Source organism: Halorussus pelagicus (genome assembly GCF_004087835.1).
Lineage (GTDB): Archaea > Halobacteriota > Halobacteria > Halobacteriales > Haladaptataceae > Halorussus > Halorussus pelagicus.
On the sequence record NZ_CP035119.1, the window covers coordinates 2,780,504 to 2,804,975 of the forward strand.

The 24,472-nt window shown below is 65.7% G+C and carries 24 protein-coding genes; 11 read left to right on the forward strand and 13 right to left on the reverse strand.

What is annotated here, in order from left to right; all coding sequences use genetic code 11:
* Window positions 1–61: 61 nt before the first annotated feature.
* A complete protein-coding gene (locus EP007_RS14040) occupies window positions 62–1,024 on the reverse strand; it encodes a transcription initiation factor IIB (RefSeq protein WP_128478248.1) in 963 nt (320 codons plus the stop codon).
* A 286-nt stretch (window positions 1,025–1,310) separates the two neighbouring features.
* On the opposite strand from EP007_RS14040, the gene gatC reads away from it, so the two are divergent.
* From gatC to EP007_RS17600, 3 genes are read left to right on the forward strand one after another with little or no spacing between them, the layout of a single operon-like run.
* The gene (gene gatC / locus EP007_RS14045; RefSeq protein ID WP_128478249.1) at window positions 1,311–1,589 is read left to right on the forward strand and encodes an Asp-tRNA(Asn)/Glu-tRNA(Gln) amidotransferase subunit GatC; all 279 of its coding nucleotides are present in this window, start codon (window positions 1,311–1,313) and stop codon (window positions 1,587–1,589) included.
* Between the two features lie 40 nt (window positions 1,590–1,629).
* Window positions 1,630–2,904, forward strand: a complete 1,275-nt coding sequence (gene gatA, locus EP007_RS14050; RefSeq protein ID WP_128478250.1) for an Asp-tRNA(Asn)/Glu-tRNA(Gln) amidotransferase subunit GatA — start codon at window positions 1,630–1,632, stop codon at window positions 2,902–2,904.
* A 50-nt stretch (window positions 2,905–2,954) separates the two neighbouring features.
* On the forward strand, window positions 2,955–3,101 hold the full coding sequence (locus EP007_RS17600; RefSeq protein ID WP_166035610.1) for a hypothetical protein: 147 nt from the start codon (window positions 2,955–2,957) through the stop codon (window positions 3,099–3,101).
* A 3-nt stretch (window positions 3,102–3,104) separates the two neighbouring features.
* On the opposite strand, the gene EP007_RS14055 is transcribed toward EP007_RS17600, so the two are convergent.
* A complete protein-coding gene (locus EP007_RS14055; protein WP_128478251.1) occupies window positions 3,105–3,701 on the reverse strand; it encodes a hypothetical protein in 597 nt (198 codons plus the stop codon).
* 162 nt (window positions 3,702–3,863) lie between these two features.
* Here EP007_RS14055 and EP007_RS14060 point away from each other — a divergent pair, with 162 nt between their 5' ends.
* Both EP007_RS14060 and EP007_RS14065 read left to right on the forward strand, forming a co-directional pair.
* Complete coding sequence (locus EP007_RS14060) at window positions 3,864–5,294, forward strand: APC family permease (protein ID WP_128478252.1); 1,431 nt, start codon at window positions 3,864–3,866, stop codon at window positions 5,292–5,294.
* Entirely contained in the window at window positions 5,291–6,094 is an 804-nt protein-coding gene (locus EP007_RS14065) for a universal stress protein (protein ID WP_128478253.1), read from the forward strand. Before EP007_RS14060 ends, EP007_RS14065 begins: the two co-directional genes overlap by 4 nt.
* Here EP007_RS14065 and EP007_RS14070 read toward each other — a convergent pair whose 3' ends face one another.
* The 6 genes from EP007_RS14070 to EP007_RS14095 form a co-directional block, all read right to left on the reverse strand.
* Window positions 6,095–6,439, reverse strand: coding sequence for a helix-turn-helix transcriptional regulator (locus EP007_RS14070; RefSeq protein ID WP_128478254.1), 345 nt, complete (start codon window positions 6,437–6,439; stop codon window positions 6,095–6,097).
* A gap of 25 nt (window positions 6,440–6,464) precedes the next feature.
* Window positions 6,465–7,223 carry an NRDE family protein gene (locus EP007_RS14075; protein WP_128478255.1) on the reverse strand — a complete coding sequence of 253 codons (759 nt, stop codon included), beginning with the start codon at window positions 7,221–7,223 and terminating at the stop codon, window positions 6,465–6,467.
* 201 nt (window positions 7,224–7,424) lie between these two features.
* Window positions 7,425–8,954, reverse strand: coding sequence for an o-succinylbenzoate--CoA ligase (gene menE, locus EP007_RS14080; protein ID WP_368408079.1), 1,530 nt, complete (start codon window positions 8,952–8,954; stop codon window positions 7,425–7,427).
* Window positions 8,947–9,978 carry an o-succinylbenzoate synthase gene (gene menC, locus EP007_RS14085; RefSeq protein WP_128478256.1) on the reverse strand — a complete coding sequence of 344 codons (1,032 nt, stop codon included), beginning with the start codon at window positions 9,976–9,978 and terminating at the stop codon, window positions 8,947–8,949. The genes menE and menC overlap by 8 nt, the downstream gene beginning before the upstream one ends.
* A complete protein-coding gene (locus EP007_RS14090; RefSeq protein WP_208023501.1) occupies window positions 9,975–10,916 on the reverse strand; it encodes a 1,4-dihydroxy-2-naphthoate polyprenyltransferase in 942 nt (313 codons plus the stop codon). Before EP007_RS14090 ends, menC begins: the two co-directional genes overlap by 4 nt.
* 357 nt (window positions 10,917–11,273) lie before the next feature.
* On the reverse strand, window positions 11,274–12,167 hold the full coding sequence (locus EP007_RS14095; protein ID WP_128478257.1) for a 1,4-dihydroxy-2-naphthoyl-CoA synthase: 894 nt from the start codon (window positions 12,165–12,167) through the stop codon (window positions 11,274–11,276).
* Between the two features lie 220 nt (window positions 12,168–12,387).
* Here EP007_RS14095 and EP007_RS14100 point away from each other — a divergent pair, with 220 nt between their 5' ends.
* Window positions 12,388–13,587 (forward strand): pyridoxal phosphate-dependent aminotransferase, encoded by a 1,200-nt coding sequence (locus tag EP007_RS14100; RefSeq protein WP_128478258.1) that lies wholly within the window; start codon window positions 12,388–12,390, stop codon window positions 13,585–13,587.
* Here EP007_RS14100 and EP007_RS14105 read toward each other — a convergent pair.
* The 4 genes from EP007_RS14105 to EP007_RS14120 all read right to left on the reverse strand — a co-directional run bounded on the left by EP007_RS14105 (window position 13,584) and on the right by EP007_RS14120 (window position 18,163).
* A complete protein-coding gene (locus tag EP007_RS14105) occupies window positions 13,584–13,958 on the reverse strand; it encodes a DUF7522 family protein (protein ID WP_128478259.1) in 375 nt (124 codons plus the stop codon). The genes EP007_RS14100 and EP007_RS14105 overlap by 4 nt on opposite strands.
* A 91-nt stretch (window positions 13,959–14,049) precedes the next feature.
* Window positions 14,050–15,828: a 2-succinyl-5-enolpyruvyl-6-hydroxy-3-cyclohexene-1-carboxylic-acid synthase gene (menD, locus tag EP007_RS14110; RefSeq protein WP_128478260.1), complete on the reverse strand. Its 1,779-nt coding sequence runs from the start codon at window positions 15,826–15,828 to the stop codon at window positions 14,050–14,052.
* A complete protein-coding gene (locus EP007_RS14115) occupies window positions 15,821–17,179 on the reverse strand; it encodes an isochorismate synthase (protein ID WP_128478261.1) in 1,359 nt (452 codons plus the stop codon). The genes menD and EP007_RS14115 overlap by 8 nt, the downstream gene beginning before the upstream one ends.
* 387 nt (window positions 17,180–17,566) lie before the next feature.
* Window positions 17,567–18,163 (reverse strand): sulfite oxidase-like oxidoreductase, encoded by a 597-nt coding sequence (locus EP007_RS14120; RefSeq protein ID WP_128478262.1) that lies wholly within the window; start codon window positions 18,161–18,163, stop codon window positions 17,567–17,569.
* 197 nt (window positions 18,164–18,360) lie between these two features.
* Between EP007_RS14120 and EP007_RS14125 the strand changes: the two genes are divergently transcribed.
* The 4 genes from EP007_RS14125 (at window position 18,361) to EP007_RS14140 (ending at window position 22,380) form a co-directional block, all read left to right on the forward strand.
* The gene (locus EP007_RS14125; RefSeq protein WP_243700393.1) at window positions 18,361–18,648 is read left to right on the forward strand and encodes a hypothetical protein; all 288 of its coding nucleotides are present in this window, start codon (window positions 18,361–18,363) and stop codon (window positions 18,646–18,648) included.
* A 196-nt stretch (window positions 18,649–18,844) separates the two neighbouring features.
* The gene (locus tag EP007_RS14130; RefSeq protein ID WP_128478263.1) at window positions 18,845–19,063 is read left to right on the forward strand and encodes a ribbon-helix-helix domain-containing protein; all 219 of its coding nucleotides are present in this window, start codon (window positions 18,845–18,847) and stop codon (window positions 19,061–19,063) included.
* 70 nt (window positions 19,064–19,133) lie between these two features.
* Window positions 19,134–19,412 carry a UPF0058 family protein gene (locus tag EP007_RS14135; RefSeq protein ID WP_128478264.1) on the forward strand — a complete coding sequence of 93 codons (279 nt, stop codon included), beginning with the start codon at window positions 19,134–19,136 and terminating at the stop codon, window positions 19,410–19,412.
* 466 nt (window positions 19,413–19,878) lie between these two features.
* Complete coding sequence (locus tag EP007_RS14140; protein ID WP_128478265.1) at window positions 19,879–22,380, forward strand: DUF7527 domain-containing protein; 2,502 nt, start codon at window positions 19,879–19,881, stop codon at window positions 22,378–22,380.
* Here EP007_RS14140 and EP007_RS14145 read toward each other — a convergent pair.
* On the reverse strand, window positions 22,377–22,682 hold the full coding sequence (locus EP007_RS14145) for a hypothetical protein (protein ID WP_128478266.1): 306 nt from the start codon (window positions 22,680–22,682) through the stop codon (window positions 22,377–22,379). The two genes, EP007_RS14140 and EP007_RS14145, sit on opposite strands and share 4 nt — an antisense overlap.
* A 259-nt stretch (window positions 22,683–22,941) precedes the next feature.
* Between EP007_RS14145 and EP007_RS14150 the strand changes: the two genes are divergently transcribed.
* A complete protein-coding gene (locus EP007_RS14150; protein WP_128478267.1) occupies window positions 22,942–24,306 on the forward strand; it encodes an adenylosuccinate synthase in 1,365 nt (454 codons plus the stop codon).
* Window positions 24,307–24,472: the final 166 nt, after the last annotated feature.

Genomic DNA, 24,472 nt, shown 5'->3' on the forward strand with positions numbered 1-24,472 from the left:
GTTGGGAGTTACGGTTAGCGACGACGCTCCTCACGGCGACTCGCGCGGCAAAAACATAATCTCAGGGCGCGATGGCGTCGTCTTTCGCTTCGAGCAGTTCGTGGTAGCGGTTTCGGATGGTGACCTCGCTGATGTCCGAGACATCGCTGACCTCGCTCTGGGTCACCTTCTCGTTGCTGAGCAGTGCGGCGGCGTAGACGGCGGCCGCGGCGAGACCGACCGGCGACTTGCCGCTGTGGATGCCCTTCTCGGTCGCAGTGTCGAGCAGGTCGCGGGCGCGGCGCTCCACCTCGTCGCTGACGCCGAGGTCCGAGACGAACCGCGGGACGTAGCTTTTGGGGTCTGCAGGCTGGATTTCGAGGCTGAGTTCCCGGACGACGTAGCGGTAGGTGCGGGCGATTTCGTCCTTCTCGACGCGGGAGACGCCGCTGATTTCGTCGAGACTGCGCGGCGTGCCCGCCTGCCGGGCGGCGGCGTAGAGCGCGCTAGTGGCGACGCCCTCGATGGAGCGGCCGGGAAGCAGGTCCTCGTCGAGCGCGCGCCGGTAGATGACCGAGGCGGTCTCCCGGACGTTGTCCGGCAGGCCGAGCGCGGAGGCCATGCGGTCGATTTCGCCGAGCGCCTGCTTGAGGTTGCGCTCCTTCGAGTCGCGCGTGCGGAATCGCTCGTTCCACTTGCGAAGTCGCTGCATCTTCTCGCGCTGGCGCGACCCCAGCGAGTTGCCGTAGGCGTCCTTGTCCTGCCACCCGATGTTGGTCGAGAGACCCTTGTCGTGCATCGTGTTCGTCGTCGGCGCGCCGACGCGGGACTTCTGGTCTTTCTCGCTGGCGTCGAACGCGCGCCACTCCGGTCCGGGGTCGATCTGGTCCTCGTCAACGACGAGACCGCACTCGCCACAGACCGTCTCGCCGCGCTCCTCGTCGGAGACGAGGTTCCCGCCGCATTCGGGACAGTGGTGTTCCTCGCGCTCGGTCTCGTCGGTGGTTCGCTCGTCGGTGTGGGTTCGGGTGCGTGTTTCAGTCATAGTGGAGTTTGAAGGGGAGAGCTATCAGTAGGTGAGGCAGTCACCGCGGGTCGGACCGTAGATAACGGGGTCAGAAGACGTGCCCTAGTTAGGACCATTCCTACTTAAATACTGTGGCGACGCGCGTTTTCTCCGATTCAGGGATTTAACCCGTCACTGCGGCTATCCGCCCTCTAAAGCCGCGTCTCCGGTTCTCTTATCGACCCCCTGATTCGGCACCCTTTAATACTACCTTCGAGGGGTCGGTATCGAAACCCTTACCGCTGGCCCGCGGGACTTGACGTGTATGAGCGACACGTCTCCCGGTCCCGAGGAGGTCCGTCACGTCGCCGACCTCGCGCGCGTCGGTCTCGACGACGAGGAGGTCGAGCGGTTCACCGACCAGTTCGCGGACATCCTCGACTACTTCGAGACGCTGGAGGAGGTGCCCGAAGTCGAACGCGACGCCGACCTCGTGAACGTCATGCGCGAAGACGAGGTGCGCGACTCCCTCACGCAGGAGGAGGCGCTGGCCAACGCGGCCGAGACCGAGGACGGCTACTTCAAGGGACCGAACGTCTCGTAACTTCCGACGACCGAGCGACCAACATCCAGACCATCCAATCATGAGCGCAGATTACAACGTATTCATTACCGAGGAGACCATCGAGGGCGCGGCCGACGGTCCCCTCGCTGACAGCACCGTCGCGGTCAAGGACAACATCAGCACTGAGGGCGTGCGAACGACCTGCGGGTCGGAGATGCTGGACGACTACGTGCCGCCCTACGACGCCACCGTGGTCGAGCGCCTGAAAGACGCGGGCGCGACCATCGTCGGCAAGGCCAATATGGACGAGTTCGGCATGGGTTCGACCACCGAAACGTCGGCGTTCGGCCCGACCGAGAACCCCGCGGCACCCGGACGCGTCCCCGGCGGGTCGTCGGGCGGAAGCGCGGCGGCGGTCGCCGCCGAAGAAGCGGACCTCGCGCTCGGGAGCGACACCGGCGGGTCGGTCCGCAACCCCGCGGCGTTCTGCGGTGTCGTCGGCATCAAGCCCACCTACGGGTTGGTCTCGCGCTACGGACTCGTCGCCTACGCCAACAGCCTCGAACAGATCGGTCCGCTCGCACCGACCGTCGAGGAGGCCGCCGCACTGCTCGACGTAATCAGCGGCCCGGACGACCACGACGCCACCACCCGCGAGGAAGGCGAAGAGTCGGACTACGCCAGCGCCGCGACGGGCGACGTGGAGGGCACGACCATCGGCGTCCCCACGGAACTCGTGGAGGGTGCCGACGAGGGCGTCCGCGAACGCTTCGAGGAAACGCTTGACGACCTCCGCGAGCGGGGCGCGACCGTCGAAGAGGTCTCGCTCCCCTCGGTCGAACACGCCGTGGAGGCCTACTACGTCATCGCCATGTCGGAAGCCTCCTCGAACCTCGCGCGCTTCGACGGCGTGCGCTACGGCAACTCCGGCGGTTTCGACGGCAACTGGAACGAGACCTTCAGCAAGTCGCGCGAGGCCTTCGGCGAGGAGGTCAAGCGCCGCATCCTGCTGGGAACGTACGCCCTCTCGGCGGGCTACCACGACAAATACTACAAGCAGGCCCAAGACGCCCGCGCGTGGGTCAAGCAGGACTTCGACGAGGCCTTCGAGTCGGTGGACGTGCTGGCTAGTCCGACCATGCCGACCCCGCCGTTCGAGGTCGGCGACAGTCTGGACGACCCGCTCCAGATGTACCTCGCGGACGCCAACACGGTCCCGGTGAATCTGGCGGACCTGCCCGCGATTTCGGTGCCCGCGGGCGAGGTGGACGGCGGCCCGGTCGGGATTCAGTTCATCGGCCCGGCGTTCGGTGAAGAGGAGATTATTCGGGTTGGAAGTGCGTTGGAGGAGTAGCGACCGTCTCCACTAAATTTTTGTCTCGCTACGTAGTAGTCGAGATTGGCATGACCGATACGAACTCCGATACTGCCTCACAAAGAGGCATCATCAACCCGGAGAAAGACGGTGTCGAAGTCGAATTGGAGTTCTATGACGAGACGATGGACGGTGTCGAAGGCGTCTCGATGCCGGACCCAAACGAAGAGCAGTAGTCGTTACTCGTAGAGGGAGAGGTCGTTCGCGGCCTCTTCGAGTTGGTTCGCCGAGTGCGTCTCTTTGTATTCGTCTTCGATTTTATCTACTATCGAGTTGTACGCAATATTACTGGCTTCGATGAAAGTACGGAGATGTACTAAGTCACCCTTCGACCAGTTCGGAAAGTATCTCTCGAAGGGCGTATGTCTGCCGCCCCAATCTCCTCGTTTTTTCAGTCGCTCGACTGGAACGACGATGTCGTTTCGGTTCTTCTCGTAGTTGATCTGAACCGGGCCATTGTGTTGCATACAGTTTCGGACTGCGAGGAGTTCGGGCACGGTGTTGACCGGAGCGAACTGGGATTTCGGAAGAAACGGTTCGCAGGTCTTGGCGAACTCCCACAGAGCGTGTATCGTGTTTACATAGGCGTAGACTTCCCACTGTGCCTCGAAGATGCGGAGGTGTTTCGTCTGGTCGGCGTTCAGAAAGTAGACCGTCTCGTCCGCACTTCTAACACCCTTAATTGCACCGATGCACTCGCTACGCCGGGATTTTAGGCTCAACTTCAACGCTTCCAACTCCACGAGGTCCCGCGCGGCTTCCTGTACCGTTCCCATGTGCGCCAGAAATGTAATAGCTATTTAATTAGGTTCCGGAATAGAGACGCAGAATCGAGTCCCAAACTGTCGTCTCACCGTAATGAAGCTGGCGAGCACGGCTCACACTACTTCAGGCCGTACCGACCACAATCATTTGTTACTCCCCGTTGTCTATCTCCCATGAGCGACCCCGCGGAACCGGCCCCGGAACCCGCGCCGACGGCGGAAGAAGGCCTCCATCCCGACGAGGGCGAAACCACCGACGAGGTCACCGTCCACGAGGACGGCGTCGAGTTGGAGCGCACCATCGGTCTCGGTGGGGGCATCTCCATCGGCGTCGGGACGATGGTGGGCGCGGGCATCTTCGTCTTCCCCGGTCTCGCGGCGGGCGAGGCCGGACCCGCCGCGGCGCTCTCCTTTGCTATCGGGGCCGTCATCGCGCTGCTGGTCGCCCTGCCAACCTCCGAGTTGGCGACCGCGATGCCTCGGAGCGGCGGGGGGTACTACTTCGTCTCGCGGGGGATGGGCGCGGCGTTCGGCGCGGTCGTCGGTTTGAGCCTCTGGTTAGGACTGGTTTTCGCGTCGGCGTTCTACCTCGTCGGCTTCGGCCAGTACGCGGTGGCCGCGCTGACCGAGGTCGGTGTCTCCGTAGGCGGCGTCGGTCCGGTGACGCCGCTGGCACTCCTGTTCGGCGTCCTGCTGACCGCCATTAGCCTGACCGGGACGGAGAACGCAGCGAAGGTCCAGAACGCCGTGGTCGGCCTGCTCGTGGTCGTTCTCCTCGTCTTTCTGGGCTTCGGCGTCCTCGACGCCGTGGGGGTGTTCGGGAGCGAGTCGGCCCCCGAACAGTTCCTGCCCTACGGCTCGTTTCCCGTGCTGACGACCGCCGCGCTGGTGTTCACCTCGTATCTCGGCTTCGCGCAGGTGGCGACAGTCGCGGGCGAGATAAAATCGCCGTCTCGAAATCTCCCGCTGGCGATGGTCGGGTCGGTGGTGGCAGTCGGCACCCTCTACGTCGTGACCATCTTCGTGGCGACGAGCGCGCTCGGGAGCGCCCGACTCGCCACGCTCGGCGAGACCGCAATCGTCGCCGTAGCGCGCGATTTGCTCGGGAATGCGGGAGCCATCGCCATCCTACTCGCGGGGCTGCTGGCCACCTTGTCGAGTGCGAACGCCTCCATCTTGAGTTCGTCGCGGGCGCTCTACGCGCTGAGTCGGGACGCGCTCGTCCCGCGGCGCGCGAGCGAAATCAATCTCCGGTGGGGCACGCCCCACGTCGCGCTCGTGCTGGCTGGCGGGCCGGTTCTTCTCCTCGTCGCCTTGGGCCGGGTCGCGGTGCTGGCGGAAGTCGCGTCGTTTCTCCACCTCGTGATGTACGGGCTGACGTGCGTCGCGCTCGTCCGCTTGCGGCGCTCGCGGCCGGAGTGGTACGACCCGTCGTTTACCGTGCCGGGCTACCCCGCCGTCCCGATACTCGGCGCGCTCGCCAGCTTCGGACTGGTCGCGTTCATGCAACCGCTCTCGCAGGTCGTCGGCGTCAGTATCATGATCGGGGCGGCCGTATGGTATCGTCTGTACGCCGACGACGTGCAGTTGCGAGGTGCGCTATGAGAGCCACAGTCCCCGACCGACCCATGGTGCTGGTCCCGCTCGCGGTTCTCGACGGCGAGAGCCTCGCGCCCGCGCTCGTTGAAGCACTCTCGACCGTGGCGGTCGAGTTGGTCGGCTACCACGCTGTGCCTGAACAGACCCCGCCGGGGCAGGCCCGGATGCAGTTCGAAGAGCGGATGGCGACGGAACTCGCTGATCTCGCGGCGACGTTCGAGGAGATGGGCGGCACCGTCGAGACGCGCATCGTCTTCACCCACGAACCCGAGCAGACCTTCGAGCGCGTCGCGGTCGAGGAGGGCTGTGACGCCGTTCTCCTGAACAATCCGGCGACGAAAGTCGAGGAGATACTGGTCCCGCTCCGGAGCGAGATAAACGTCGAGCGAATCGTCTCGCTGGTCGCCAGCATTCTGGACGCGACCGACGCCAGCGTCACCCTCTACAACGTCACGGTCCCCGACGACGAGACCGACCGAGATGCGGGACAGCGACTCGTGGACGCGGCGGCCGAGGCGCTGGCCGAGGCAGGCGTCGCACCCGAGCGCGTCGGCCGGGAGACGGTCGTCTCCGAGACGCCGATAAAGACGCTCGCGGCGGCGGCCGGGGAGCGCGACCTCGTAGTGATGGGCGAGAGCAAACCCTCGGTCCGGGAACTGGTCTTCGGTGAAGTGTCTGAGCAGGTCGCGTCCCAGTCGGTGACGCCCGCGCTGGTGGTGCGGCGACTGCCCGCGCTGGAGACGGACTTGGAGAAGTCGGGAGAGTCGGGAGAAACGGAGTCGGAGACCGAATCGCAGTCGGAGTGACTACTCGCTGTACGCGAGGTTCATGATCCACTGCGAGAAGGCGTCGCTCTCGGCGTCCACCTCTTCCTCGCCGATGAACGGCGAGAGCATGTCGCCCGCCATGAGAAGCGAGAAATCCAAATCGCGGGCCGCGGGCGTGATGAGGTAGGTGTTGTGGCCCTCGTAGACGGTCTCCTCGCGCTGGACGAAACCCTTCTCGTACAGCGATTCGACGATGCGGCTTCCCTTCCGAGAGTCCACGTCGAGTTGCTTCCAGAAGTCGCTCTGGTGGATGCCGCCGGACTCTCGGACGAGTTCGAGTCCCGCGCGCTCCGCGTCGGTGAGGTCCTCCTCGGATACTGCCATATGCCAAACAGGGACCCCGAGCGGTTTAAATGTGACCGTCCGCGTCGTCGGCGTTCGCCTCGGCCTCCCTCGCGCTGGCACCGCCTTCGACCGCGACGACCTCGTAATCCGTCACGCAGGGCTTGCCGTCGGCGAACCAGTAGCGACCGTCCCCGTCGGCGTCGATGGCGACCAGCGACGACGACCGGGTGCCGTACCCATCGCCGTGGACGCAGGCGTCGAGGTCGTGGTTGCTCAGGACCGTCGTGGCGTGGTGGAACCACGCCTCGGCCGTCGTCTCGGGGTCGGGGCGGACCGCCTCGCGGATGCCTTTGGTCTTCCGAGCGTCGTCCTCGTCGTCGTCGTGGCCCTCGTTGACGACGACGTGGACGCCGGGGTCGAAGTGGGTCGTCCGGAGGACGCCGTCCCACTCCAGCAGTCCGGCCTCCTCGGCGTCGGCAAGGACGAGGTTGAACCCGGCGTACTGGCGGTCGGCGAGTTCGGTTCGGACGAACGACCCGGCGTCGCTCGCCGACTCGTAGGTCAGCGCGTCGCGGACGAGCAACCCCCGCGAGCGCTCGCCCTCGATGTCCGTGCGGCGGTTCGTGATGGCGACGAACAGGCCCGCGTCGTTGTAGCCAATCCACGTCCCGCCCGCTTCCTCGTCGCGCGGCGCGACCACTCGGGGAGTCTCGTTCAGGACGCCCGGCGGCCGGGAGGGACGGCCCAGCGCCTCGTCGCGGTTCGCCGCCGCGGCGACCGGCGCGTCGTCGAACACCTGCCACGCGAGGATGAGTGTACACACGGCACACGCTACGGACCTGTCCGGCTAAAGTCTCGCGGCCTCGGCGATTTGTGGGTGGTACTGCTGTGGCGATACGGGGTTGGAACGCTGTGAAGATTCATTCCGGCGCGTGCTGGCGAGAGTGACACCGAGCGCACTCCGTCGATAGCCCTGCCCCGTCGCCTCCCGTCGTCGGTGAAAATCCGCGGCGTAACCGACGCGCTACGACTCGTGCGGTTCCCGAAGTCGCTCCCGGACGGCCTCGCGCTCGACGGTCCCCGAGGCGGTCCGTGGCAGTTCGTCCGCGAATTCGACCGTCCGCGGGCACTTGTAGCCCGCCAGCCGGTCCCTGCAGTGGGTCGCCACGTCCGCCGCGGACAGGTCTGTGTCGGCCTCGCGCACCACCAGCGCGGCCACGCGCTCGCCCCATTCCTCGTCGTCGAGGCCGACGACCGCGGCGTCCCGGATACCGGAATGCTCGCGTAGGGCCGCGACGACTTCGCCGGGGTGGACGTTCTCCCCGCCCGTGATGATGCGGTCCTCGCGGCGGTTCAGCACCCAGACGCGCCCGGCCTCGTCGCAGTAGCCCACGTCGCCGGTGGGGAGACCGTACTCGCCGAACGCCTCGGCGGTCGCCTCCGGGTCGCCGTAGTAGCCGGACATCACGGTCGGCCCGGCGACGACGAGTTCGCCAGTCTCGCCCGCGGGCAGGGGGTCGCCCTCGTCGCCGACCACGGTCAGGTCGGTCCAGAGGAGGGGCCGCCCGACGGTGCCGCGGTGCGCGAACGCCTCGCGGGGTCGCGCCGTGGCGATTTGGGACGTGGTCTCGGTCATGCCGTAGGTCGGGTGGACCGGCACGCCGCGCGTCTCGCACCGCGAGAGCAGTTCCTCGGAAGCGGGCGCGCCCCCGAGCAGGACGAACCGCAGGGAGTTGGCCAGCGACTCGCGGGCGTCGAGCATCCGTCGGAGCATCGTCGGCACGAGCGAGACCCCCGTGACGCCGAACTCGGCGATGGCGTCCGCGGCGTTCTCTGCGTCGAAGCCCTCCTGTAGGACGACCGTGGTCCCGTAGAGCGCCGACCGGAGGACGACCGACAGCCCGCCCATGTGGTACATCGAGAGGCAGAGCAACCAGTTGTCGTCGGGGGTTACGCCGAGACGGAACGCCGAGGCGGTCGCGCTCGAAAGGAAGTTGCCCATGGACAACTCGACGGCTTTCGGGTCGCCGGTCGTCCCGGAGGTGAACAACATTGCTTGCGTGTCTGCGCGGGACCACGACGCCGGTTCGAAATCGGCGCGAGCGGTGTCCGAGAGCGCGGCGACCGCTTCGTCCGCGGGCGAATCGACCGAGGCGACCGGCACCCCGGAAATGGCCGCGGCGTCGCTCTCGGTCTCCCGCTCACAGACCAGCACGTTCAGGTCCGCGGTGTCGGCCTGTCGGGCGAGTTCGGTCTGGGCGAGGCGCGCATTCAGCGGGACCAGCACCGCGCCGAGTCGCATCGCGGCGTGAACCAGTCGAACGAACGCGACCCGCGTCTCCATCAGGACGCCGAGGTGGTCGCCCGCCCGCAGGCCGAGCGCGGCGAGTCGGCCCGCAGTCTCGGAGACCGCGGCGTCCAACTCGGCGTAGGTCCACTCGGTCCGGTCGTCAGTCTCCACGAGCGCCACCGACTCCGGCGAGGTCCGCGCTCGGTCGGCTAGCCAATCGCGCATCTGTCGGTCGTGCGTTCGGGTAGCGTTCTCGTCAGTCATGGTGTCCCCACGTATCCGCAGTTCCGTTGCCCTCGCCCTGCGGGACGACCGCCCGGCCGTCCGCGACCGGCGCGATGTCCGGGCCGAGGTCCGAGTCGAGCAGTTTGCGTGTCGCCAATCCGCAGGCCGGAACGTGCTTGATTGCGGCCGCGACGTGGACCGCGGCGGTCCGCGCTACCGCGCCGTCGATGGTCGTCGTCACGACCGGTTCGATTCCCTCTCCACGAGCGCGCGCGGCGAGCGCGCTCGCCGCGCGCGGACCGCCCAGCGCCATCGGTTTCAGGACGACTGCGTCGGGGTTTGCGTCAAGCGCGTCCTCAAACGCGACTTCCGCGAGCGTCTCGTCCAGCGCGATTGGCCCGGAGAGCGACGCGAGACCGGCAATATCGGTCGCGGGAAGCGGTTGTTCGGCGTAGGCGAGATGGTCGCCCACCGCGTCCAGAAACTGCTGGGCCTGCTCGCGGGTCCACGCCGCGTTGGCGTCCGCGCGGAGTTCCACCTCGGGGAGCGCGTCGGCAACGGTCTCGATTCGCTCGATGTCGGCCGTCAGCGGGCGCGCGCCGACCTTGACCTTCAGGCAGTCGAAGCCAGCGTTCGCGGCGCGCTCGGCCTCGGCGACCGTCTCCTCGGTGGGCGCGTCGCCGACCGTCGCGTTGACCGGGACGCTCTTAGCAGGGTTCTCCGCGCCAAGATATCGGTAGAGCGGCACGCCCTCGTCCGAGGCGCGCAGGTCCGCGAGCGCGAGGTCGAGCGCGTGGCGCGCGGCCGGAGTCGAGTCGAGGTCCGCGAGCAGGTCGGCGGGGGTCGCTCCGGAGTCTATCGACGCGACGGCATCGGCGAGGACCGACTCGCACTCGTCGTAGTGTTCGGTCCACCCCGGAAGCGGCGTGGCTTCGCCGACGCCAACCGCGCCGTCGTCGGCTTCCAGTCTGAAGAGCAGTCCGTCCCGGTGTTCGATGGTGCCGCGCGCGGTGTCGAGGGGGTCGGCCAGCGGGAGCGAGAAGGGGCGGACGGCGGCCCTCATACTATCAGGCCCAGCGCGAACAGGACCGAGTGGGCGGCCAGCAGTTTCCCGGTCCGCTCCAGCGCGGGGTTAAGCGCCTCACCGGAGCTTTCGGTGAGCATCGTCCGCGCGATGGAGGCGGCGTAGGGAATCGTCGCCAGCGGCAGGACGACTGCCGGAGAGTAGTCTCGCGCGAGCCAGAACCAGACCGGCACGACGTACGAGAGCGCCAGCAGGCCGACGAACTCGGCCCGACTCGCGGTGTAGCCGATGAGAACCGCGAGGGTCTTCTTGCCAGCCTCGCGGTCGGTTTCGAGGTCACGGACGTTGTTCACGACGAGGATGTTCGTCGAGATGGCCGCGACGGGGAGGCTGGCGACGAACGCCGCGAGCGTGACGGTGCCCTCGGGGATTCCCATGGGAAACGCTCCGGCGAGTTTGCTCGCGGCCTGCACGTAGAAGGTGCCCATCACGGCGACGACGCCGAAGAAGACGAAGACGAACAGGTCGCCGAGACCGTGCGAGCCGAGTGGGTAGGGACCCCCGGCGTAGGCGATGCCGGAGACGACGCTGGCGAGACCGATTATGAGGATGGGGAGACCGCCGACGGAGACGAGATAGACCCCGACGAGTATCGCCAGTCCGAACGTGGCGTACATCGCGCGCTTGACCGACTCCGGGGCGATGAGTCCGGACTGGGTGACGCGGGTGAATCCTTTGCGCTCGTCGGTGTCCACGCCCTTCACGGCGTCGTAGTAGTCGTTGGCGAAGTTGGTGCCGATCTGGATGAGTGCCGCGCCGACGAACGCCGCCAGCGCCGGGAGCGCGGCGAACTCGCCCTCGTGGACGGCGAGACCGACGCCCACGATTACTGGGGCCGCGGCCGCCGGGAGCGTGTGAGGCCGGGCGGCCATCAGCCACGCTTCTCGGCGTGAGTGTTCGGTAGCCATGTCGCTCATTATCGGAAGTTACGGCGAGCGACCAATAGCACCTACGGTTTCGGCAGAGCGGATGCTGTCGAATCGAACCTGCTGGGAGAAGTCCTCTTCGCTCGTATCTACTCCTTGTCGCCAGAAGCACTTAAAGAAGAATCGAGTCGGTCGGTGGCGCGTCGCCGACTGCGACGGTGCGGTCGCGCAAGTATAACTGCGGTGCGGTCGGGGTAGCGAGACGACCGTGAGTGACGAGCGAGAGCGCGGCGCGAAGCGCCGCGCAACGCGAGGAGCGAGCGGCTCTTTTTTGGTCCAGATTTTTTCGAGGAGGGGGAGACCGCAGGGTATGCCCTGCGGTCTCCCGACGACGAAAAAAGGTGGGTCCTAGTAGTGCCAGTCGAACTTGTCAAACTCGGGGTCTCGGCCCTCGACGAAGGCGTCGCGGCCCTCTTGGGCTTCGTCAGTCATGTACGCCAGTCGCGTGGCCTCGCCCGCGAACACCTGCTGGCCGACCATCCCGTCGTCGGTCGCGTTGAACGCGTACTTCAACATTCGCATCGCGGTCGGACTCTTCGAGTTCATCTCCTCGGCCCACTCCAAGGCGACTTCTTCGAGGTCTTCGTGGGGAACGACCTCGTTGACCATGCCCATGTCGGCGGCCTCCTCGGCGTCGTAGTCTTTCCCGAGGAAGAAGACTTCGCGGGCCTTCTTCTGGCCGACCTGCTTGGCGAGATACGCAGAGCCGAATCCGCCGTCGAACGAGGCGACATCGGGGTCGGTCTGTTTGAAGACGGCGTGGTCCTCGCTGGCGATGGTCATGTCGCAGACGACGTGGAGGCTGTGGCCGCCGCCGACGGCCCATCCGGGCACGACGCAGAGGACCGGCTTGGGGATGTGGCGAATCAGGCGTTGGACTTCGAGGATGTGGAGGCGGCCGCCTTCGGCGGCTTGGTCAGTCTCGCCGTCCTCGCCGCGGTATTCGTACCCCTCCTCGCCCCGGACGGTCTGGTCGCCGCCCGAGCAAAAGGCCCACCCGCCGTCCTTCGGCGACGGGCCGTTGCCCGTGAGCAGGACGCATCCCACGTCGGTCTGGCGCTTGGCGTGGTCCAGCGCGTCGTAGAGTTCGTCCACCGTCTTGGGCCGGAAGGCGTTCCGGACCTCGGGGCGGTCGAACGCGATTCGCACGGTGCCCGACTCGACCGCGCGGTGGTAAGTAATGTCGTCGAAGTCGGGTCCCGCTTGCTCCCACGCCTCGGGGTCGAAGATTTCGGATACCATGTGTCGGCGTGGGGTCGGTGCGAGGAAAAAGATTGCTTGTTCGGGGTGTCGATGGGGTAATTTCTCGGTGGTTTTCGAGTCGCTTTACTTCGGGACGATGAGGGCAAACGCCGGAACGACCGAGGCAGTGACTTAGAAAGCCCCCGGTCGCTCGCGGTCACTCGCCCGTGACGTTCCGCAGAGGGAACATACTTCACGCGTCGTTCCGTGACCACTTTTCATGACCGACGCCAGCGAACGGGACCCCGCCGCTCGACTCGCCGACCGGACTCAAAGCCTCGAACGCTCGAAGATTCGGGTAATGTTCGGTCTCGCCGAGGAAGCCCGCCGCAAGTCCGACCGCGAACTGGTTCGCCTCGAAGTCGGCGAACCCGACTTCGGGACGCCCGACCACGTCATCGACGCCGCGGCAGAGGCCGCCCGCGAGGGCGCGACCAGTTACACCGAGAACGCGGGCATCCCGCCGCTCCGGGAAGCCATCGCCGAGACGATGGCCCGCGAGAGCGGCGTCGAGTACGAACCCGAGCAGGTCACGGTGAAGACCGGCGCGATGGAGGCGCTGTCGCTTGCGATGATGGCCCTTGTCGGTCCCGGCGACGAGGTGGTCGTGCCCACGCCCGCGTGGCCGAACTACGTAAATCAGGTGCAAATGGCTGGCGGGACTCCGGTGACGGTGCCCCTGTCCGCCGAGTCGGGGTTCGACCTCGAACCCGAGCGCGTGGCGAGCGAGATTCGGGACGAGACCGCGGCCGTGATTCTGACCAGTCCCTCGAACCCGACCGGACAGGTCTACGACGAGGACGCGGTGGCCGAAGTGGTGGAGGTTGCGGCGGCCCACGACGCCTACGTTATCGCCGACGAGGTGTACGGCAGACTGACCTACGACGACGAGTTCCGGGGCGTCGCGTCCTACGTCGATTCACCCGAGAACGTCCTGACGGTGGACTCCTGCTCGAAGACCTACGCGATGACTGGGTGGCGCTTGGGGTGGCTCGCAGGTCCCCAGTCGGTCGTGGACGCCGTCACCAGTATCGGCGAGAGTACGACCGCCTGCCCGTCGAGCGTGAGCCAGCAGGCCGCCCTCGCCGCGCTGACCGGCCCGCAGGAGCCAGTCGCCGAGATGAAGGCCGCCTTCGCGGAGCGCCGGGACTTCGTGGTCGAGCGCGTCGCCGAGATGCCGGTCGTCTCCTGCCCGCGGCCCGAGGGGGCGTTCTACGCATTCCTCGACGTGAGCGACCTGCCGGGCGGGAGCTTCGAAGTCGCCAAGCGACTTCTCTCGGAGCGCGGCGTCGTCACCGCGCCCGGCGACGGGTTCGGCGACGCTGGCGAGGGGTATCTCCGAATTAGCTTCGCCAACAGTCTGAACCGCATCGAGGAAGGGTTGGACAGAATCGAGCGAATGGTTCGAGACCAGCGCTAGTTGTCTATCGCGTCCAAAAACTGCCATATGAAGGTGTTGTGGCTGGCGAAGATTTCACGGTCCAGTGCGACTGCGGTGCCGGTCGTCTCGTCGTGCAGGAAGTGCATCTCCACGGCGTCCTCGAACGACCGGACCGTATAGTTGAGCGGTCCGTGAGAGTAGAGGTCCTCCTGATGTGGTTTTTCGACGGCCTCCAGTCGAACGTCGCGGACCACCTCGTCGATGTCGTCGTCGGTGTACTGGTCGGCCACGTCCTCGCGGACGTACAGGATGTCGCCGCCATCGTCGTCGTAGTAGATGACGCTCCGCAGGTAATCGCCGACTTGCTCCTGCAGGAACTCGGTCAGGGCCTCGGAGGATGCTACTGACATAAAGATGGCAGGAATTTTCGCGCGCGAAGATATTAATCTTGTTTCAGAAGGTTATATTAAAAGAGTTCTCGGTGCGGAACCCGCGCAGTTGTCAGAACTGGCGGGCGACGCGCTCGGCTAATTCGTCGCGGAACCGGTGGCTCCGTTCGGCGTCAGTCGTGACCTCGATTATCTGCGTCCCCTCGCTTTCGACCGATTCCCGGAACGCCGACCGGAACGACGAGAGGTCCGCCACGCGCTCGAAGTCCAGACCGTAGAGGTCACCCGTCGATTCGTAGTCGAGACCGTGGGGCGTCCGGAACTGCTCGGTGAACGGGGGTTCGAACTCCTCGATGGGGAGCATGTGGAAGATGCCACCGCCGTCGTTGTTTATCTCCACGATGGTCGCGTCCACGCCGCAGCGCGCCACCGCGAGCAGGCCGTTCATGTCGTGGTAGTACGCCAAATCGCCCGTGACGACGACGAGTGGGTCGTCGGTCGCGCTCCCCGCGCCGAGTCCCGTGCTAGTGATGCCGTCGATGCCGCTCGCGCCCCGGTTGCCCAGCACCGTCACGTCGGCCGCTCGCGGTTCCCCGAACCGGTCCAAATCGCGGACCGGCATGCTGTTGGAGACCATCACGGTCGCGGGGTCGGGAACGTCGGCGGCGACCGCCGAGAGGACGCCGCCCTCGAACAGTCGCTCCTCGCGGGCCGACGCGACCAGTTCCCAGTAGTCGCTCTCGGCGGCGGCGAAGCGGTCGCGCCACGAGTCGTTTGCGTCGGAGCGAACCTCGTCGGCCAGCGTCCGCGCGAACCGGGTCGCGTCGGCGACCAACAGGTCCGTCGCGGTGAACGTCGCCTCGCGCCACTCGCCCGCGGGGTCCACGAGGAACTGCCGGGCGTCGCTCTCCTCTAAGTACCGCCGGAGGACCTTCGAGGTCGGCGACGCGCCGAACCGGACGACGACCTCCGGGTCGGGCAACGACTCGCCGAGCGCGTCGAGATAGCCGTCGTAACCGCCCAGAATCGGGGTTTCGTCGTCGTGGCCGAACCGGTGTCCGGAGAGCGGGTCTGCGAGAACCGGGAAGCCGGTAGCTTCCGCGAGGGCCGCCAGCGCCTCGCGCTCGCAACTCTGCGCGTCTGCGGGACCGACGACGAGCAGGCCCCTGTCGGCGTCTTCGACCGCTTCCCGAACGCGGCGCATCTCCTCGTCGGTCAACTCCGGGCGGCCCTGCGCGGTCCGGACGAAGGGGCGTGCGGTCCCGTCGCGCTCGGTGCGCCCCTCCGCGCCCAGCGGTTCCTCATCGGCCAGACTCTCCGGCACGTCGCCCGGCACGTCGATTGGTTCGAGGGGCTTGCGGAACGGGACGTTGAGGTGGACCGGTCCCGACGGCGTCTCAATGGATTCGCCGAGTGCGCGCGCCGCGGTCGTCCGCAGGGAGCGAAGCTTCCGTCCGTCCGGTTCGGGTTCCGGCAGGTCAGCGTACCACCTGACGGCGTCGCCGTAGAGCTTCTGCTGGTCGATGGTCTGGTTCGCGCCCGAGTCCCGGAGTTCCGGGGGTCGGTCGGCCGTGAGGACGACCATCGGCACGCGGGCCTGACTGGCCTCGATGACCGCGGGGTGGAAGTTCGCGGCCGCGGTGCCGGAGGTACAGACCAGCGGCGTCGGCTTGCCGGTGCGCTTGGCTCGACCGAGCGCGAAGAACGCCGCCGAGCGCTCGTCTAAGTGCGAAAAGACCTCGACTTCGGGGTGCCGGGCGAACGCGACGGTCAGTGGCGTCGAGCGACTGCCGGGCGCGATACAGACCGCATCGACGCCTCCGGCGTGAAGCTCCGAGACGAGCGTTCGCGCCCAGAGCGTGTTTCGGTTGGGAGCAGGCGAATCACTCATTTTCCAGTTCGTCCAGAATCGGTCGGTACTTCAACTGAACTTCCTCGTACTCCTCGTCGGGGTCGCTGTCGGCGATGATGCCGTTTCCGGCGAACAGCGTCGCCGAGGTTCCGCTCGTGACCGCCGAGCGGAGACCGACCGCGAAGGTGCCGTCGCCGTCAGCGTCGAACCACCCGACCGGCGAGGCGTACCATCCGCGGTCGAAGCTCTCGGTATCGAGGATGGTCTGGAGGGCTTTCTCCGGCGGGAGACCGCCGACTGCGGGGGTCGGGTGTAGCGCCTCCACGATGGAGAGGACGTGACCGTCGTCGGTCAGGTCGGCCTCGATGGGGGTCCAGAGGTGCTGGATTGTCGCCAGCTTTCGGACTCGGCGGTCCGCGACGCGGACCTCGCCCGAGACTGGGCCGAGTTGGTCGCGGATGGTCTCGACGACCAACTCGTGTTCGTGGGCCATTTTCTCGCTCTCCTCGATGCTGGCTTCGAGTTCGGCGTCCTCCTCGGGGGTGTCGCCCCGGCCGACCGACCCCGCGAGGGCGTCGGTCTCGACGGTTCGCCCGCGGAGCGTGGCGAGGCGTTCGGGGGTTGCGCCGAAGAAGGCTCCGTGGGGCGTCGGTTCGAAGCAGAATCGGAAACAATCGGGGTACGACTCGCCGAGGCGCGCGAGCGCATCGGGAATCGACACCTCGGCGGCCAGTTCGACGGCGAGCGCTTGGGCCAGCACGACCTTCCGGAGGTCGCCCGCCTCGATGCGGGAGACGGCGGCACTGACCTGCTCGGCCCACTCCTCGCGGGTCGTGGTCGAAGTCGTCGAGACGACGCCCGGCGGGCCGTAGTTCCGGGTGTCCGCGTCGGTCGCTTTCTCTCGGGACTCCGTCAGCGCCTCGCGGACCTCGGCGAGTTCGCGCTCGACGGCCTCCGGGTCGGCGTCGCGCGCCGAGACGGTCAGCCACGTCTCGCCGTTCGCGCGGGTCAACTGGGTTCGTGGCAGGACGAACTCGCCACCGCCAAACCCCTGCCACGGCGGGGCGGGGTCGTGGTCCGCGTGGAACGCGAACCCGCCGAAGAGTCGCGGGCGGGCCGCTCGCGGACCGTCGTAGTCGAGTCCGTCGAACAGTTCGTCGGCGGCCTCGCGGACCGTCTCGAACCGGTCGGCACCGTCGGCCGCGACTCGGGCCGCGGTGCCGCCGCCAGCGAACTCCGGACCGTAGGGACTGGTCCAGTAGATTCGTGGTGCGTCCCGCCCGGCGAGGAAGGGTCGGGGGTCGCAGTCGGGTAGCTTGCTGGCCCGGCTCACGAGGGCGGAGCCGGTCGGTTCGGCCGACACCTGTCCGTCGCGGGGCGGAGACTCCATTCAGTCGAACTCAGGATTGGGGAGCCTTTAGTCTAACTGAATTGCTCGTGACTCGCTTCACGTTGGGGCACGGCAATCGAATCGCGTGGCGCGCCGACTATCTGTAGACTCGGACGCTACTGATACGTACTGATACGTTATCTCGGCGCGTGCGGGCGCGGCGCGCAGTCGCGTGCCGCGCCCTTTCGCGCGAGGGATGAGTAGCGCAGGACGGAGCGAAGCGGAGGACGAGCAACGCAATCGGTTGGGGAGGAGTGAGGTTCGCGGTCGTAGTGCGGCGCTGTGCAGTCGCGTTGCTGTGCCGTGCGGTATGATTGGCTCAAGCCTGACGCTAGCTGACTCGCTCAGTTTGCCACAAAAAGTACCGATTCCCCCGAACTCCACGCTCTAACTGTACCGCTCCTCGTTCCACGGGTTCGCGGTGTTCGAGTACCCACGCTTCTCCCAGTAGCCTCGTTCGGGTTCGGTGAGGAACTCGACGCCGTCCACCCACTTCGCGCCCTTGTAGGCGTACTTGTGCGGAGTAACGACTCGAAGCGGCCCGCCGTGTTCCGCCGGGAGCGAGTCGCCGTCGAACTCGTAGGTGAACATGACCTCCTCGCGCATGCAGTCTTCGAGCGGTAAGTTCGTCGTGTAGCCGTCAAGCGCCGAGAACATGACGTGGACCGCGTCGTCCTCGACGCCAGCCATTTCTGCGAGGTCGGGGAACGTGACGCCCGCGAATTCGCAGTCGAACTTGCTCCACCCCGTCACGCAGTGGAAGTCCTGATTCTGGGTCTCGCTCGGCAGGTCACGAAACTCCTCCCACGAGAAGGACAGTTCCTCTTCGACCGCGCCCGAGACGGTGAACTCCCACGTCTCGGGGTCCCAGTCGGGCGTGCCGCCCTTCGAGAGGACCGGGAACTTGCTCGTCTCGCGCTGGCCCGGCGGCAGGCGCTCGCCGTCGAACTCCTCGTGGAGGTCCGTTACGTCGGTGACGCTCATACACGCCAGTCGGTGGGCGATACAGGTAGATTTATCGACTACGCGCGAGGGCGAGACCAATCGCCCGACTGCGAGCGAATGGTTCGTGAATAACGGCCCGTTTCGAGTCCGGTAACTCCGGGCTAACTCGGGTGTTGGCCAGTCGGTCGGAGTATCGACTCAATAACAAAGGCCACTCTGTACTAAAGTCAGTTCGCATGGCGACACAAGAAAAACGATCGACCGGTCAGGAACAGACCGTGCAAGCGGCCGAGGACACCGCGACCGATATCACGGTACTCGCGGCGGCGACATCGGTCGTCCTCGCACTCTACCAGTTTTTCGTGCGAGGCAACCGAATGCAGGGTATCTTCATCGGACTGTGGCCGCCGACGATTCTGGCGTTCGCCAGCTACAACAACCAGAAGCGAATCGAGGAGGCGGTCATGTCGCTCGGCCCAAATCGGATCGTCAACTCCATCGAGAAGGTGCTCAGCAACCGCTGAGTTCCGACTGTTGGTTTTTTGCCACGGACAAGCAGTCGCAGGGCGTCCCGAAGATAATTAACTTTGATTGGCGAAAACGCAGTATTAGTTTTGATTCTTTAAATTCATCTTCCAAGATATCTGGATTGGTTTGCCGTCGTCGGTATCCCACCCCGTCAGACTTATGAACACCCCTCCCGAAGCCACCAATGTTCCAATGCCGAAGGTAGAGATAACTATTCCGGAACATCTCGAAATGCAGATCGCCCAGATGGTCGAACAGGGGGAGTTCGTGAATAGGGAGGAGGCCATCGAGGATCTGCTCTCGACCGGTATGAAAGCCTACAAAACGAGCGGCCCGATGGACGACGACGACCGTGAACCGGGTCTCGAAGACGAAGGAATGATGGGCCACGAGGACGAGTACGTCTTCTAACCCTCTCTTTTCGGAGCAGTGTGAGCCGCTGTCAGAAACCCTTAAACGGGACACATCCGTACCCACGGGCATGCACAAGGACGAGCTTCTAGAACTCCACGAGGAGATGGTCCTCATTATGGAGTATTTCCAAGACCAAGAGCGGGTCACCGACGGTCTCTTCGACCCCTACGAGGAACTCGACGTGGACCCCTCGCACGTCCACAAGTCCAAGAGCGAGCACAAGCACGCGGTCTTCGTCCTCGGGAACGCGCTGGCCACCGCGATGAGCGACGACGAGTTCAGCGAGGCGGGCCGCATCGGCAAGCGCATGCAGGAACTCGCCGACGACGCGGAATCCAAAATTTAAAACACGACCTTTTCCAGCGGCCGCGCCCCGAGAGGCGCGGCCTTGCAAAACGTCGATGAAAAACCGTCGTCACCTCCTCCTCGCTCGGCGGTGCGCTCCGCGCACCGCCTTCGCTCGGTCGAAGGTTCCTCGGTCCGCTCGGTCGCTTCGCTCCCTCACGGTAGCACTGCTGGTACTCCTCGTGGACTGTCGAGGACGCGCGGGAACCGATTTTCGGTTGTCGGTAGCTCAGTGGGTCTTTGCCGAAATGGCACCGAAATCCACCGTCGAGCGATAGCGCGGCGCGATGCGCCGCGCTATCGCTCGCGGACCGAGGAATCCCTCGAAGAAGCGCCGCAGGCGCTTCTGAGGGGGTGACGACGGTTTTCATCAACGTTTTGCCAGGGAGAGCGCGCCGGAGGCGCGCTCGACCGCAGCAAAAGTTTGGGCCGCAAGATATTTGAGAGGCTTGTGGCCTTCTCGTAATATGGAAACGCGCACGGTCGAGCAGGTCAAAACTTGGAAGACTCGTTCCTTCGCGGACGGGTACGCTGGCCTGCGCGAACTCTCGGACGGGGAGTTCTCGGGAGCAGTCAGGGCCGGTGGCGCGTGGCTGTTCATGCTCAACGGGCGGATAATCGGCGTCTACGAGGGGAGTCTCGACGACTTCGAGGACGCCGATGGCACCGCTTACGCCGCGCCCCACCCGTCGCTCCCGCTCCTGTTCAGCATGCAGGAGCGCGGCGGCGAGACCCAAGCAAAGTATTACACGAACGACACGCCGCTCTCGGAGGTCGATTCGACGCTCACGAGCGGCAAATTCACGGGCTACATCGAACTCAGCGAGAACGTCTTGAGCGGCGACTACTACGTCGCCTACTACGGCGGGCGCTCGATGAGCGTCGCGTTCGTCGGCGCGAGCGAGCAGATAATCACCGGCGACGACGCCTTCGAGCGCGCCAACGACGAGGTCGGCATCTACGAGGTCACGGATGTGAGCATCGAAGTCACCGACGTTCCCGAACCCGAAGAACCCGAAGAACCCGAAGAGCGCGAACCCTCGGGCGGGACGGGCGCGGGCAGTGGGGGCGCGAGCAGTGCGGGCGCAAGCAGTGCGGGCGCAAGCGGGTCCAGTGGGACCGGCGGGGAAAGCAGAACTGGTGGGGAAAGCGGAGCAAGCGGGACCAGCGGGGCGGGCGAGACGAGAGACACGAGGAGCGCGGACTCGCGCGGCGCGAGCGAGCAAACGGGTAGTGGAAGCGACTTCGGTGCGGGCGCGAGCGAGTCCTCCGAGAGTGCCGGAAAACCGCCGAGCGATGCGTCGAGAGAGTCCGACGCCTCGGCCGACGATTCTCCTTCGACAGGCGTCTCTACGGCGCCCTCGACGGACACTCCATCCGCGAGGGACACCCAATCGACCGACCCCGCCGAACGCTCGGGACGCGACCGAAGCGGACGGACGGACTCGGCCGGGTCGCCGTCCACCGCGAGCCACGTCGAAGCGTCGGCACCCGCTTCCGACGCCGACGCTTCGCCGAGCGCCGACGCGGCGGCCGCCGAAGTCGAGACGGCCGGAAGCGAGACCGAACCGAGCGCGGGCGACTCGCGGGAGACGGAGACGAGTCCGGACGCGAGCGAGCAGGTGGGCGCAGGCACCCGCGCAAAGGAAATCCGCGATTCAACGACCGAGTCGGACGGCGAGACCGGCGGACAGGAGGAGGGCGGCGCGTTCGCCGACGAGGAGCAGTGGCGCGAGACGACCACGATTCCGTCGCTCGACCCCGACCGGAGCGAGGGTCCCGACGGAGCGCTCGCGGACGACTCCTCCGAGAGTGCGACCGACGACGGAGACTCGCCGGATTCGACGCCGCGCGCGTCAGCATCGAAACGGTCGCCGAGCGTGTCCGCGTCGAAAAGTACGCCCAGCGCATCCACGCCGAAGAGCGCACCGGGCGCGTCCGAGAGCGACCCCGCACCGAGTCGGACGACCGAGACCGAGACCGAGAAAGAGAGCGGGACCGAAACCGCCTCCGGGCGCGCGTCCGGCCGGTCGTCGGGCGAAACCAGCGACGAGGCCAGAGAGAAAATCCAGAAGCTCCGGACACAGCTCAAACAGCGCAAACAGCAGGTCGAGCAGTTGAAGAGTAGGCTCTCGAACGTCGAGTCCGAGCGCAACGAGTACAAGCGCGAGCGCGACGCGCTCCGCCAAGAAGTCGAACGCCTCGAAGCCAAACTCGAAAACGCCGGGTCGGCCGCGAGCGCGAGCGATAAGCGCCAACTCGACGCCTCGCAGGCGTTCGACGGGACCAACCTCTTCGTGCGCTACGAGTCGAAGGGGAAGGCCACGCTGGACGAGGCCGCCGAGGGGAACGTCGAGGCCGGAGACGTGAACGCGAACCTCCGACTCGAACACCACACCCAGTTCGAGACCGAGAACGTCGAGGTCGGCGGCGAGGCGTTCGAGTCGTTCCTGACTGACTCCTTCGAGTACCGATTCGTCTCGTGGATAATCGAGGAACTGCTCTACGAGATTCGGGACACCGGCCACCGCGGAAGTCTGAAGGACCTCTACGAGTCGATTCCGAAGATAGACCGCGTGGACCTCCACGGGTCGGTGAGCGCCGGAAACGGTGACGACACGCGCCAAGAGGCGTTCGACATCATCATGCGCGACCGGATGGGCAACCCGCTGGTCGTCGCGGACCTCAACGACTCGCGGGACCCAACGACCGGCGAGATGATGGGGTCGCTGGTCGATGCCGCCTCGGACGTCGCGCAGGTCCACGACGAGCTATCGGGTTCGTTCCAAGTCACCGAGAGCTTCTTCGAACCCGAGGCACTGGAGACGACGGAGTCGGCTACCTCGGGCGGATTTCTCAGCCGGGAAAAGAGAGAGAGCTTCGTGAAACTCTCCCGAAAGCGGGGATACCACCTCTGTCTCGTGGAATCACGGAGCGGTGGCTTCCACCTGAACGTGCCGGAACTCTAGTTTTCGGCTTCTGCGGTTTCGCTGATTTTCATCTCGTCCAGTTTGTCCGAGATTTCGTCTATCTTGCCGTCGAGTTCGCCGACGAACTCCTTGGTGCGCTCGGTCGTGATTGCACCCTGACTCGACGGCTCGATGAGGTTCTCCTCTTCGAGGACACGGAGGGAGTATCGAACTTTGTGGTGGGGGTAGCCCGTCTCGTTCGACATCTTTACGATACCGATAGGTTCGCTCTCGATGACCATCTTCAGGACCTGCAGATGGCGCTCCAACATATCGACTTCTTTCTCAAGTCTATCTATCATGGCATGTGTTAACTTGTCTTAGAGCCTTTTAAAAGTTGCTGTCCGCGCGGACCGTGAGAAGGCTACACTACCGCACTCTAGTGCGAGAGGTTAACAGTTCTAAACTTGGTACGAGACGTATAAATTTCTTTCCCTCCGAGTAGTATCCTCGATACTGTGGCTTTTCGCGGAAGTATTCGGAGAAATAGACAGGAATGTGTATAATCCGGCGCGAAAGACCGTAATCGGTTTACGGAGTGGGAGAGAACCAATCCGCGTAATGACCGTAACCATCGTCGGTTCGCAACTCGGCGACGAGGGGAAAGGCGGCGTCGTGGACCTCTGGGGCGACGCCGTCGACGTGGTTGCCCGCTATCAGGGCGGGGACAACGCGGGACACACCGTCGTCGAGGATGGCACTGAGTACAAGCTTTCGCTGGTTCCGAGCGGAGCGGTTCGCGGGAAGGTCGGCATCCTCGGCAACGGGTGCGTCGTCAACCCTGCGACGCTGTTCGAGGAGCTAGACGACCTGCGCGAGCGCGGTCTCGACCCGGACGTTCGGGTTGCCCGGCGCGCGCACGTCATCTTCCCGTACCACCGCGTGCTTGACGGCATCGAGGAAGATGTCAAAAGCGAGTCCGACCAAGAGGTCGGCACGACCGGCCGCGGCATCGGTCCGACCTACGAGGACAAGATGGGTCGGCGCGGCATCCGGGTCGCCGACCTACTGGACGCCGACGGTCTCCGCGAGAAACTGGAGTACGTCGTCCCGCAGAAACAGCGACTCGCCGAGGACGTGTTCGGCGTCGAAACGGGCGAGGAGTTCGACATCGCCAGCCTCTACGAGGAGTACAAGAGCTACGGCGAGCGACTCGCCGACGAGAACATGCTCGTAGACGCGGGGAACTACCTCGCCGACCGCATCGACGACGGCGACGAAGTGATGTTCGAGGGTGCCCAAGGCACCATCATCGACATCGACCACGGAAACTACCCCTACGTCACCTCCTCGAACCCAACGGCTGGCGGGGCCGCGACGGGGACCGGCCTGAGTCCGGGCGTCGTCGGCGGTGGGGAAATCGTCGGTATCGTGAAGGCCTATCTCACGCGCGTCGGGAGCGGGCCGCTCCCGACCGAACTCGGCGGCGTCGTCGGCGACACCCCCGGCTACGACGAGCAGGGCGAGGGCGAAAACGAGGAACTGGCCACCTACATCCGCGAGGAGGGCGGCGAGTACGGCACTGTCACGGGTCGCCCGCGCCGGGTCGCTTGGCTCGACGTGCCGATGCTCCGCCACTCCGCGCGCGCCAACGGCTTCACCGGTCTCGCGGTCAACCACATCGACGTACTGGCCGGACTGGACGAGGTGAAGGTCGGCCACAGCTACGACCTCGACGGCGAGGAAATCACCACGATTCCGGCGACGACCGAGCGGTGGGGTCGCTGTGAACCCAACTTCCGGACGTTCGAGGGCTGGGAGGACGCCGACTGGCAGGCGGTCGCCGAGGAGGGGTACGACGCGATTCCGGAGAACGCGCAGGCGTACCTCGACTACCTCAGCGACGAACTCGACGCCGACATCTACGCGGTGGGCATCGGGCCGGGCCGCGAGGAGACCGTCGTCGTCGAGAATCCGTTAGAGTAGCGCCACGAACTGTTCGTTTTCTTTCGCTCGTCTCGCTCGGAACGCGTCGGTGGTCAGGTTTAAGTCCGTGCGAACGTATCCCAAACCGGGGTAGTTGGGGGTGACGAAGCGTAGCGGAAAGCGACCGCTTAAGCGAGAGTAGAGACCAGCCAGACGCACGACCCAC

Coding starts and splice junctions, on each gene's coding strand:
- EP007_RS14130 (WP_128478263.1), top strand. CDS start 18,845: ATGCCGAAGGTAGAGATAACTATTCCGGAACATCTCGAAATGCAGATC.
- EP007_RS14145 (WP_128478266.1), bottom strand. CDS start 22,682: ATGATAGATAGACTTGAGAAAGAAGTCGATATGTTGGAGCGCCATCTG.
- EP007_RS14115 (WP_128478261.1), bottom strand. CDS start 17,179: ATGGAGTCTCCGCCCCGCGACGGACAGGTGTCGGCCGAACCGACCGGC.
- EP007_RS14055 (WP_128478251.1), bottom strand. CDS start 3,701: ATGGGAACGGTACAGGAAGCCGCGCGGGACCTCGTGGAGTTGGAAGCG.
- EP007_RS14125 (WP_243700393.1), top strand. CDS start 18,361: ATGGCGACACAAGAAAAACGATCGACCGGTCAGGAACAGACCGTGCAA.
- menD (WP_128478260.1), bottom strand. CDS start 15,828: ATGAGTGATTCGCCTGCTCCCAACCGAAACACGCTCTGGGCGCGAACG.
- EP007_RS14065 (WP_128478253.1), top strand. CDS start 5,291: ATGAGAGCCACAGTCCCCGACCGACCCATGGTGCTGGTCCCGCTCGCG.
- EP007_RS14135 (WP_128478264.1), top strand. CDS start 19,134: ATGCACAAGGACGAGCTTCTAGAACTCCACGAGGAGATGGTCCTCATT.
- EP007_RS14100 (WP_128478258.1), top strand. CDS start 12,388: ATGACCGACGCCAGCGAACGGGACCCCGCCGCTCGACTCGCCGACCGG.
- EP007_RS14040 (WP_128478248.1), bottom strand. CDS start 1,024: ATGACTGAAACACGCACCCGAACCCACACCGACGAGCGAACCACCGAC.
- gatA (WP_128478250.1), top strand. CDS start 1,630: ATGAGCGCAGATTACAACGTATTCATTACCGAGGAGACCATCGAGGGC.
- EP007_RS14070 (WP_128478254.1), bottom strand. CDS start 6,439: ATGGCAGTATCCGAGGAGGACCTCACCGACGCGGAGCGCGCGGGACTC.
- EP007_RS14150 (WP_128478267.1), top strand. CDS start 22,942: ATGACCGTAACCATCGTCGGTTCGCAACTCGGCGACGAGGGGAAAGGC.
- EP007_RS14090 (WP_208023501.1), bottom strand. CDS start 10,916: ATGAGCGACATGGCTACCGAACACTCACGCCGAGAAGCGTGGCTGATG.
- EP007_RS14140 (WP_128478265.1), top strand. CDS start 19,879: ATGGAAACGCGCACGGTCGAGCAGGTCAAAACTTGGAAGACTCGTTCC.
- EP007_RS14060 (WP_128478252.1), top strand. CDS start 3,864: ATGAGCGACCCCGCGGAACCGGCCCCGGAACCCGCGCCGACGGCGGAA.
- EP007_RS14105 (WP_128478259.1), bottom strand. CDS start 13,958: ATGTCAGTAGCATCCTCCGAGGCCCTGACCGAGTTCCTGCAGGAGCAA.
- EP007_RS14120 (WP_128478262.1), bottom strand. CDS start 18,163: ATGAGCGTCACCGACGTAACGGACCTCCACGAGGAGTTCGACGGCGAG.
- menE (WP_368408079.1), bottom strand. CDS start 8,954: ATGACTGACGAGAACGCTACCCGAACGCACGACCGACAGATGCGCGAT.
- menC (WP_128478256.1), bottom strand. CDS start 9,978: ATGAGGGCCGCCGTCCGCCCCTTCTCGCTCCCGCTGGCCGACCCCCTC.
- EP007_RS17600 (WP_166035610.1), top strand. CDS start 2,955: ATGACCGATACGAACTCCGATACTGCCTCACAAAGAGGCATCATCAAC.
- gatC (WP_128478249.1), top strand. CDS start 1,311: ATGAGCGACACGTCTCCCGGTCCCGAGGAGGTCCGTCACGTCGCCGAC.
- EP007_RS14095 (WP_128478257.1), bottom strand. CDS start 12,167: ATGGTATCCGAAATCTTCGACCCCGAGGCGTGGGAGCAAGCGGGACCC.